The sequence below is a fragment of the Wenyingzhuangia sp. genome (assembly GCF_039768515.1).
Taxonomy (GTDB): domain Bacteria; phylum Bacteroidota; class Bacteroidia; order Flavobacteriales; family Flavobacteriaceae; genus Wenyingzhuangia.
In genome coordinates, this window is the sequence record NZ_JBDNAI010000067.1 from 1 (window position 1) to 10824 (window position 10824).

The following is a 10824-nucleotide window of genomic DNA, read 5'->3' on the forward strand; positions in this document are numbered from 1 at the left end:
ATCGTAAACCAGAACTCATTTATTGTATGTAATTAAATTTCTTTATTAGAACTTACAAATCCGCAAAAACTTTTCTTTCAATAACTTTAGCAAAAATTTGAATTATAGAGATTCTAAAATATCCCAGAAGTCAAGACAATGTTTCAATTGGTACTACACTCGTTAATGTAATCGAGGTTGCAAAAGTATGACGTGATAAATGACATGGTAAGATCTTTCTTAAGAAATAGACCTCTATAGTTTCTCTTAAATATGAATTTGATTATTGATTTAATTTCATGGGAGGACAGCTACTTATTTTAAGTATTGACTGTTTTTAAGTTTAACTAACTCCTTTTTTTTAACCTGGCTTAAATAATCGTTTGTTCTTGCTTCAATAGTTGTTCCTTTTCCTCAGTTTTTGTCAGAATTCCTAATTGCAATTTTGACTTTTCTTATCAAACTGATTCCTGCCCCTTTCTCATTTGTTGTCATTATAGAATACAAAAATTCATTTCTGTTTTACCTTATGATCGTTGTCGCTTAGACAGAATATTGAACATCGCAGAAGTTTTCCTTAATTTTCGTCGTACGGCAGTCTAATAGCAGCTTGTTTGTTTTAAATCAATCAAATTGTATGAGCGCTAAAAACCAAAAAACCTTGATAAACATACTGTTATCAAGGTTTTGAATGGATATGATACTAAAAGTTGTCGGGGTGGCAGGATTCGAACCTGCGACCTCCTCGTCCCAAACGAGGCGCGATGACCGGGCTACGCTACACCCCGAATGGTCATCTAAAAAAAAACACCAAGTCAATGGTGTTGTTTGAGCGAAAGACCGGGTTCGAACCGGCGACATTCAGCTTGGAAGGCTGACGCTCTACCAACTGAGCTACTTTCGCGTGAGTAGAATATATATTTAAAATTGAGCGAAAGACCGGGTTCGAACCGGCGACATTCAGCTTGGAAGGCTGACGCTCTACCAACTGAGCTACTTTCGCTTATTATTATATATTCAAAAAAATTGAGCGAAAGACCGGGTTCGAACCGGCGACATTCAGCTTGGAAGGCTGACGCTCTACCAACTGAGCTACTTTCGCTTATTTTTATTTGGTAATTTCTTATAAAGAACTTGTAGCGAGAACGAGAGTTGAACTCGTGACCTCCGGGTTATGAATCCGACGCTCTAACCAACTGAGCTACCTCGCCATTGCGGATGCAAATATAAGGCAAACTCGCTGTATTGCAAAAGAAAAAATTAAATTTTTTCAATCATACATTTACTTTATTTAATATCAATTTGTTACCCCATTAAAATTATTTTTTTACAAATCTTCCGAGGCTCTTTCAAGTAATTTTTGATTAAACTCTTTGCTATTCGTTTTGATTCCTAAACCCTTTAATTTTTCTATTTTATTGATCAAGTTACCCTTTCCAGTCAGTTTCTTCATTGTGGTTTCATAGGTACCTTCAACAGTTTTTAATTGTTTTCCTAATTTAATCAATTCTTCTGTAAGAGATACAAATTGTTCATAAAGGCGAGTTGCTTGCGTGGCAATCTCAAGTGCATTCTTTTGTTGTTTTTCATTTTTCCACATGCTCTCGATAGTTCGCAAAGTAGCCAATAAAGTACTTGGTGTTACAATAACAATATTTTTGACGAATGCTTTATTATACAAATCATTATCTTGTTCTAAGGCCAAAGCAAATGCGGGTTCAATAGGAATAAACATCAGTACGAAATCTGGTGATGCTATTTGATATAATTCTGAGTATTTCTTAGCACTCAATTGTTCGATGTGTCTATTTAATGACAATAAGTGCTCTTTGGTGTATTGTAATTGTTCTGTCTCATCTTGGCAGTTCACTAATTTTTCGTAAGCTGTTAATGTCACCTTTGAATCGACAATCATTTTTCTGTTTTCGGGTAAATTGATGATGACATCTGGTCTTAATCGAGTTTTGGATTCTATATCTGTATCAAAACTTTTTTCTAATTCATATTCTCTGCCCTTTTCTAAACCAGATTTTTCAAGAACTCGTTCTAAAATCATTTCACCCCAGTTCCCCTGAGTTTTACTATCGCCTTTTAAGGCTCTAGTCAAGTTCTCTGCATCCTTATTCATCTGATTGTTTAAGTGCCTTAAACTTTCAATTTGTGCTTTCAGAGTTGAATTTCTCTCAATACCTTCTTTATTAGTGTCTTCAACTTTCTTTTCAAAAGACTGTATTTTATCCTGTAATGGTTTTAAAATATCAGTAATGTTTTTCTGATTTTGAGTAGAAAAAGTTTTAGATTTCTCTTCTAATATTTTATTGGCAAGGTTTTCAAATTCTTTGGTAAACTTTTCTTGCAGTTTTTCTATTTCATTTTTATTTTCTTTTAAATCTTTTGTGATTTCTTCCACTTTTGCGTTGGCTCTTTCTAGAGCAACTGCAATAGCTTGTTTTTCCTCTCCCAAATCACTCAATTGAGATTCTTTTTGATTTCTTAACGTTTCTAATTCTTTTTTTGCCTCCTCTAAAAGTCTTTGTTGCTCTTGTTTGTTTTCTATCAATAACAACTCCAAACTGGAAATTTTTTCTTCGGCTCTTTCTTCGTAAAGGTCTTTTTCCTTTTGAAGTAAATTGATTTTTTCCTGAGTATTAGATAGATGTTTATCTGCTTGTAAACCACTTATTTTTTTTGCAATGACAAAACCAAAAGCTCCTCCCAACAATAAATTTAATAACACATAGATCATTTCCATATTTTAATTCTTGATTATCCTTTGTAAAAAGGTAGTTTTACAATTTTAGCTTTAATTTGCTTCTTTCTGACTTGAATGTAGATTTCATCATTAAATTTAGAAAATTCACTCCTAACATACCCTAATCCAATGGCTTTATTTAAACTTGGTGACATTGTCCCTGAAGTAACAATACCAATTCCATCTCCATGAACATTAACAATTGGATAATCTTTCCTTGCAATCCCTTTCTCTAAAATTTCAAACCCTACTAATTTTTTTTTGACCCCTTCTCTCTTTTGAGTTTCAATCTTTTCTTTGTTTGTGAATTCTTTGTTGAATTTAGTTACCCAGCCCAGACCTGCTTCAATAGGTGAACTAGTATCATTGATGTCGTTACCATAGAGACAATAACCCATTTCTAATCGTAAAGTGTCACGTGCTGCTAATCCAATAGGCTGTATTCCATAATCCGATCCTGCTTCAAATACACTTTCCCAAATTTGAGCAACTTCGTCATTTGTACAATAAATTTCAAAGCCCCCCGAACCTGTATACCCTGTTGCTGAGATGATGACATTTTCACACCCAGCAAAATTTCCTACCTCAAACTTATAGAAAGGTATGGATAACAAATCAACTGTTGTCAAACTTTGTAAGGCATCAACCGCTTTCGGTCCTTGAATAGCTAAAAGCGAGTAAACATCTGAAAGATTTCTCATCGAAACGTTCAAATTGTTTTGCTTTTCTATCCAGTCCCAATCTTTTTCAATATTAGAAGCGTTGACAACCAACATGTATAATTCTTCTTTTAAACGATAGATCAATAAATCATCAACAATTCCTCCTATTTCATTAGGCATACATGCATATTGAGCATCTCCTACAGCTAATTTACTGGCATCATTCGAGCTTATTTTTTGAATCAGTGCTAAAGCATTTTTTCCTTCAAGCAAAAACTCTCCCATATGAGACACATCAAAAACACCAACTGCATTCCTTACGGTTTGATGCTCTTTTTTAACGCCTTCATACTGTACAGGCATATTAAAACCTGCAAATGGTACCATCTTAGCCCCTAGTTTTTCGTGTATATGAGTAAGTGCTGTATTTTTCATTTTTATATATATGTTTAACAAAAATAAATAAAAAAATCCCCAAAAAGGGGATTTTAGAATCTTGTCTGAAGAACTTGAGTTAAGATTTTAAAAAATCGGTTAGACCTTCATAATCTGAAATCTTTATAGATACTTTTGGTTTGTCTATGACAGCCTTTATCTGGTCAGGTAAGGCTATGGTTTCAGCAACTCCCTCAAACAAAACATCCATAAATTTTACCGGGTGTGCTGTTTCTAAAAAGAGACCTTGAGTGTTTTTTGTTGTTTTTAAATAATTCTTCAATGCCAAATACCCAATAGCACCGTGAGGTTCTGCTACATAATTGAATTTTTGGTATAAATAACCCATTGCTCTTGTGGCTTCATCATCTGTGTAAGAATAACCCTTTAAGTTTTTTCTCAATTTATTTATATCAAAATCATGTAGTTTCTCTATTCTAATAAAATTACTTGGAGCACCAACATCCATAGCATTGGAAATGGTTTGAATCGTAGGTTTGGGTTCATACTCACCCGTTTCCAAATAGGTAGGTACTACTTTATTCACATTTGTTCCCGTGACAAATGTCTTGATTGGAAGTCCTAACTTTTGTCCAATCATACCCGCACAGATATTCCCGAAGTTACCACTCGGTACAGAAAACACAAGGTCTTTAGATTTATCTTTTAGTTGCTTGTAAGCAAAGAAAAAATAAAAAGCTTGTGGTAACCAACGAGCAACATTGATAGAGTTTGCGGAAGTCAAATTTCTATAGGGAGCTAGAGATGGATCTAAAAAAGCAGTTTTAACCATATCTTGACAATCATCAAACGCTCCTTCTACCTCTAGAGCTGTAATGTTTTGCCCCAGAGTCGTCAATTGTTTTTCTTGTACGTTTGACACCTTACCACTTGGATATAAAATAACAACTTTTACGCCTTCAACTCCTAAAAAACCACTAGCAACTGCTCCTCCGGTATCTCCTGATGTGGCAACCAATACAGTGATATCTTTGTCGTTTTTTTCTTTTTTGTTAAAGTATCCTAGACAACGAGCCATAAAACGCCCACCCACGTCTTTAAATGCCATTGTTGGACCATGAAATAACTCTAGGGATCCTATATTTTCTTCAATGGGTACAATTGGGAAATCAAAGCATAAGGTTTCCTCTATAATTTCTTTTAAATCCTGTTCTGGTATTTCATCACCAATAAACTGCTTAATTACCTCGTAGGCAATCTCATTATTACTATAGTTTTCTATGTTATCTATAAACTCCTTTGCCAATGGTGATATACTTTCAGGGAAATATAAACCTCTATCAGGGGCAATACCATTGACTACTGCATCTCTAAAAGATACGTCAGGGGCATTTTCATTTAAACTAAAATATTTCATGCTGTTTTTTTCTTTATCTACTTAAAATATTCAACCCTCCGCTTCTTTTTCAGTTTTGATGTCAAAAAGATAGGAAGAGTAGACTTTATTTATTCTATTATTTTAATTCCTTGGTCATTAATTTTGGAAATATGCACATCATAAGAAACCCCTACTTTATCATAAACCTTTTTCATAGCCTCAGCTACTTTTAAGGCAGTTGCTTCCCCTTTGCTCAAAGCAAAAATAGAAGGTCCTGATCCTGATATACCTGAACCCAATGCACCTGCTTTTTTAGATTCCTCCTTAACAAGATCAAATGCTGGTATCAAAATAGATCGAATCGGCTCTATGATGTCATCCTGCAAAGAGCGAGACAACAACTCATAATCTTCGGTATACAATGCACTAACTAAAGCACCGATATTGCCCCATTGTTTGATCGCTGTTTTTAATCTTAAGTTACTTTTTAAAATTTGACGTGCATCTGCCGTTTTTACTTCTATTTGTGGATGAATAACAGTTGCGTATAATTGTGAGGGAGTGTTTAATTTTATCACATCCAAAGGTGCAGTAGAACGCACCAAAGTAAACCCTCCTAATAATGCAGGGGCTACATTGTCTGCATGGGGAACACCACTTGCTAATTCCTCGCCTTTCATCGCAAACGTTATCAAATCGTGATTGCTATAAGGTTTTCCTAACAATTCGTTAACACCGTAAACAGCACCAGCACTACTCGCGGCAGAACTTCCGATTCCACTTCCTGGTTTGATGTTTTTGTATATTTCAATTTCAAAACCATCGGTGTTGTTGTTTAGCTTTTCCAACATGGACAACACTGCCACACCAGCAACATTTTTTTCTGTAGCCAATGGCAAATCTTGACCTACAATTTTTGTTATTTTCACCCCCGGAGTTTCTACTTTACGAACCACCATCTGATCTCCAGTAGTAGATAAGCAAAGGCCTAGTACATCAAAACCACAAGAAACATTTGCAATAGTACCTGGGCAAAATAATTTTATTTCATTCATTTTAATAGCTTTTGGGTTTTAGCTTTTGACACCAGCAAAGCTGCTAAAGGCTAGACCAAACTTATCCTTTTCCAATTCTGATGATATCTGCAAAAATACCAGAAGCAGTAACATCTGCTCCAGCTCCTGCACCTTTAATAATCAATGGATACTCCGGATACCTTTCTGTGAAAAAAAGTACAATATTATCGCTTCCCTGCAAGTTAGAAAATGGATGTTTACTATCTACTTCTTGTAAAGAAACATTTGCTTTTCCACCCACAAATTCAGCTACGTATTTAAGCTCGGCATTGTTTGCTGCGGCTTTTTCTTTAATAGCATCAAAATGGGCTGCTTCCTCAATTAAAGTCTTTTTGAAATCTTCAATAGATACTGCTTCTAAACTCGATTTTGGCAAAAACGATTTGTTTTCTATGTCTTCTAAGTTCATTTTAGCACCGCTTTCACGAGCCAAAATTAAAATTTTACGAGCCACGTCAACACCACTCAAATCGATTCTTGGATCAGGTTCTGTAAACCCTAAATCTCCTGCTTCATCAACAATTTTTGCAAAATTAGCGTCACCTACAAACGAGTTAAAAATAAAGTTTAATGAACCTGAAGCAACTGCCTGAATCTTTAAAATCTGATCTCCAGATTGCACCAAGTTGTTCAAGGTATTGATGATAGGTAAGCCTGCTCCAACATTCGTTTCAAATAAGTAAGGGGCATTGTACTCTTGTGCTATTTTCTTCAATCCAGCATAGACACTATATTCTGAAGATGCAGCAATTTTGTTACAAGTAACTACCCCTACACTCTCTTTTAAATAACTAGCATACAAGCCAGCAATGTCCGCATTTGCAGTATTGTCTACAAAAACACTGTTTATTAAATTCATTTCTTTGACGTATTCGTGAAATAAATCTAAATCTAATTCTTCTCCATTTTCAATTAGATTTTGTTTCCAGTTCGCAGAAATATCAATTCCATTTTTATTGAACATCATCTTTTTGGAATTTGCCATTCCAACAACTTCAATACTTAACTGTAACTTATTTAATAAATACGCTTTCTGTTTCTCTATCTGTTCAAGCAACTTAGCACCCACATTACCGACTCCTACTACAAAGAGATTCAACTTTGTTATATGTCCTTGGAAGAATTCAGCATGCAAACCATTCAAAGCTTTTTTCACATTTTTAGAATCAATCACAGTCGAAATGTTTCTTTCAGATGCACCTTGGGCAATCGCGTGAATATTGACATTATCTTTTCCTAATGCACTAAACATTCTACCACTAATTCCTTGATGACTTTTCATTTCTTCTCCCACGATGGCAACAATAGACATCTTCGTTTTTATATGTAAAGGATCTATTTTACCTAGACTAATTTCATAGGCAAATTCATCTTGAATTGCTCTTTCGGCTTTCTCAACTTCATCTCCATCAATTGCGATACAGATAGAATGTTCGGAAGATGCTTGAGTAATCAAGATTACATTTACCTGTCTTTCAGACAAGGCACTAAATAATCTTTTTGATACCCCCAAAATACCAATCATCCCATTTCCTTCTAAAGTAGCTAGGGCAATGTTATCAATATGACTAATTCCTTTTACAACCTCTTCGCTATTTATACTCTCATTTGTTATAAAAGAACCCTCATCCTCAGGATGAAAAGTATTTTTTATATAAAGAGGTATGTTTTTGCTCATGACAGGCTGCACAGTTGGTGGATATAAAACCGAAGCTCCAAAATGGGACAATTCCATAGCTTCGCTGTAGGACAATGACTTTATCGGTTTGGCTTGCTTGACAATTGTTGGATTGGCAGTAAACATACCACTCACATCAGTCCATATTTCTAATTGATCTACTTCCAAAGCTGCAGCAAATATTGCTGCACTGTAATCAGATCCCCCTCGACCTAAAGTTGTTCTTTCTCCCTGTGAATTACAAGCGGTAAAACCAGGTAAAACAGTGACTTTATGTTGATTGCTGTTAAAGTACGCTTTGATGTTTCTATCTGTCAGATCAATAATAGGTATAGCTTGTCCATATTGATCGTTGGTGATCATTAATTCTCCACTATTTTTGTAGACTGCATCTATTTCTTTGCATTGCAAAGCTTTGGTGATGATGAATGAAGACAAAAACTCACCATAACTTAGTATGCTATCACTGGTCTTTGGAGAAAGTTCTTTTAACAGAAAAACCCCTTCAAGGATACTTTCTAATTCATTAAATATTTTCTTTACCCCACTTAAAACTCCACTTTGATGGTTGATCGCTATCAATTCACGTACAATTTCAAAGTGATTGTTTTCTAGTTTAGACAATTCTTGAGGATAAGTATCATCTTGACTTTGTGCTTTTGTGGCAATGTCATTTAGGGCATCAGTTGTTTTGTCAATTGCTGAACAAACCACTGCAATTTTGGTGTGCTCACAATTTGATTTAATAATATCTATAACAAGATTAATATTTGCTGCTGAGGCGATTGACGAACCACCGAATTTTAAAATTTTCATATGAAAGTTGGAATGATTGAGAAAAAAAACAGTACTTGATTTTTAATGAAAGTCATATCAATTAAATTACAAGATTTTTAGGTTTATATATACAAATAACAAAGACAACCCCAAAGGGTAGCAAAGAAAGAAGTTGTTAAATATGTAGTCTCTGTATTTTTCACACACCAAAATTAATAAATTATTTAAAACAGCAACTCAAATTTTTATAAATTAATTATAAATAAGCCATAATAGACTTCATTATCATTGAAAACATCTTAAGTATTGTATATTTGTTTCAGAATTTAATTTAAGACAAAAGAATTATATGTCAAACAATAAAAAAAACGATTCATACGAAAGCTTTCTAAAGGATTTTAAAGATACTTTAAAAAGTGTTTTCTATCAAAAAGATGATATTGGCAAGTTTAGTCAAATGAGAGGCTTTCCTTCTCAAGTTTTTAGAGACATCATGGAAAAAAATCCTTTGTCAGTTGCCATTCCAACTGAATATGGAGGAAGAGGTGTAAAAGTAAAAGAATGTTTAGGAGTATTAGAAGCCGCTTCCTACGAGTCTTTGCCACTATCATTAACTTTTGGAATCAATATTGCACTATTTCTAGAGCCAGTAGCAAAACATGCTAAGCCAGAAGTTCAAGCTCCCATTTTCAAACGTTTTCTAGAAAAACAAAACATGGGTGGTTTGATGATTACAGAACCAGGTTTTGGTTCCGATGCTTTAAACATGGAAACCTCAAATCAATTAAAAGATGGTAAATACCATATCAAAGGAAACAAGCACTGGCAAGGTCTTACAGGAATAGCTGATTATTGGCTGATAACTTCTCGTAAAAAAGGGGAAGATGGTAGATTGGGTAGAGATATAGATTTTTTTATTGCTGACAACCAAGATCCTGAGCAAAGAGTTATGGTTGATGAGTACTACAATAATGCTGGTTTATATGCAATACCATACGGAAACAATATTCTCGACCTCAACGTTCCTGAAAATCAGAAACTAGAAGGAGGCAGCACAGGAATTAAATTGATGTTAGACCTATTGCACCGCTCAAGAATGCAATTCCCTGGTATGGCTATGGGATTCATTAAAAGAATGATGGACGAAGCTATTGATCACTGTAACACTAGAATAGTAGGAGGTAAAAATTTACTCGCCTTAGATAAGGTAAGAGAGCAAATAGCCAATATCCAAGCAGCTTTTACAGTATGTTCCTCTATGTGTGCCCGAAGTGCTGAACACAGTGGTATTCACAACGAATTGGCCACAGATCAAGTAGAAGCAAATAGTATGAAAGCAGTGGTGACAGACATGATGCACTTTTCCGCTCAGAATTTAGTTCAGGTGTCTGGATCAACTGGATATAAGGAAGAAAATATTGGGGCTAGAGGAATTATGGACAGTAGAGCTTTTATCATTTTTGAAGGGTCAAACGAAATGTTATACACCCAAATATCAGAAGCGATTATGAAATTAATGAAACGTCAGAAAATCAATAATCTATTTGAGTTTTTAAGTGGATACGATTTGACATTAAAATCATCTGAATTCTTTAAGAGTGTTCTAAATTTTAATTTGAACATGGAACTACCACAACGTAAAATGGTAGACCTAGGAAAGATTATTGGTAGAGTTGTTTCTGCTAACTTTGTCCTTAATTTGGGAGATAAAGGGTTTAGTTCAAATTTAGTAAATGAGTGTATTACATCTTTAAAACATGAAGCAACTGCCTATGCCAGTTCTTTAACTTTTCAAGAAAGCACAAGTTTAATCACAGATTATCAACAAGATAGTTCATGGTTAAAATTTGTTTAATAGACAACCTCAAAATATTTAAGAAGGGATGTGTTTACACATCCCTTCTTTTTTTTAAATATTTATTTTTTCTTGTTGCGTAACTAGAATTTAGTTGTATATTTGCGACCGCTAACAGCAACGGTCTGGTAGTTCAGCTGGTTAGAATACCTGCCTGTCACGCAGGGGGTCGCGGGTTCGAGTCCCGTCCAGACCGCATAAAAGCTCTCAATAAATTTGAGAGCTTTTTTTATGGTTTATGAATAAACAATTGTGACTTTCGATTGGCACC

Annotated in this window: 6 protein-coding genes and 6 tRNA genes; 2 read left to right on the top strand and 10 right to left on the bottom strand. The window is 34.7% G+C overall.

From position 1 onward, the window contains the following. Nucleotides 1-692: 692 nt before the first annotated feature. From ABF281_RS03950 to thrA, 10 genes are all read right to left on the bottom strand, one after another. Nucleotides 693-767 (bottom strand) — tRNA-Pro (locus ABF281_RS03950). A 43-nt stretch (nucleotides 768-810) separates the two neighbouring features. Continuing rightward, a tRNA-Gly gene (locus ABF281_RS03955) sits at nucleotides 811-883 on the bottom strand. A gap of 26 nt (nucleotides 884-909) precedes the next feature. Beyond that, a tRNA-Gly gene (locus ABF281_RS03960) sits at nucleotides 910-982 on the bottom strand. Nucleotides 983-1008: 26 nt separating this feature from the next. Then, nucleotides 1009-1081: transfer RNA gene (locus ABF281_RS03965), tRNA-Gly, on the bottom strand. 35 nt (nucleotides 1082-1116) lie between these two features. Further along, nucleotides 1117-1190, bottom strand: a tRNA-Met gene (locus ABF281_RS03970). Between the two features lie 116 nt (nucleotides 1191-1306). Beyond that, on the bottom strand, nucleotides 1307-2731 hold the full coding sequence (rmuC, locus tag ABF281_RS03975) for a DNA recombination protein RmuC (RefSeq protein ID WP_347180400.1): 1425 nt from the start codon (nucleotides 2729-2731) through the stop codon (nucleotides 1307-1309). A 14-nt stretch (nucleotides 2732-2745) separates the two neighbouring features. Then, the gene (gene gcvT, locus ABF281_RS03980) at nucleotides 2746-3828 is read right to left on the bottom strand and encodes a glycine cleavage system aminomethyltransferase GcvT (protein ID WP_347180401.1); all 1083 of its coding nucleotides are present in this window, start codon (nucleotides 3826-3828) and stop codon (nucleotides 2746-2748) included. 79 nt (nucleotides 3829-3907) lie between these two features. Next, nucleotides 3908-5206 (bottom strand): threonine synthase, encoded by a 1299-nt coding sequence (gene thrC, locus ABF281_RS03985; protein ID WP_347180402.1) that lies wholly within the window; start codon nucleotides 5204-5206, stop codon nucleotides 3908-3910. An 89-nt stretch (nucleotides 5207-5295) separates the two neighbouring features. Beyond that, nucleotides 5296-6222: a homoserine kinase gene (locus ABF281_RS03990; protein ID WP_347180403.1), complete on the bottom strand. Its 927-nt coding sequence runs from the start codon at nucleotides 6220-6222 to the stop codon at nucleotides 5296-5298. A gap of 61 nt (nucleotides 6223-6283) precedes the next feature. Then, nucleotides 6284-8737, bottom strand: coding sequence for a bifunctional aspartate kinase/homoserine dehydrogenase I (gene thrA / locus ABF281_RS03995; protein WP_347180404.1), 2454 nt, complete (start codon nucleotides 8735-8737; stop codon nucleotides 6284-6286). 310 nt (nucleotides 8738-9047) lie between these two features. On the opposite strand from thrA, the gene ABF281_RS04000 reads away from it, so the two are divergent. Together ABF281_RS04000 and ABF281_RS04005 are read left to right on the top strand one after the other, a co-directional pair. Beyond that, complete coding sequence (locus tag ABF281_RS04000; RefSeq protein ID WP_347180405.1) at nucleotides 9048-10553, top strand: acyl-CoA dehydrogenase family protein; 1506 nt, start codon at nucleotides 9048-9050, stop codon at nucleotides 10551-10553. A gap of 122 nt (nucleotides 10554-10675) precedes the next feature. Further along, nucleotides 10676-10749, top strand: a tRNA-Asp gene (locus ABF281_RS04005). The last annotated feature ends 75 nt before the right edge of the window (nucleotides 10750-10824 follow it).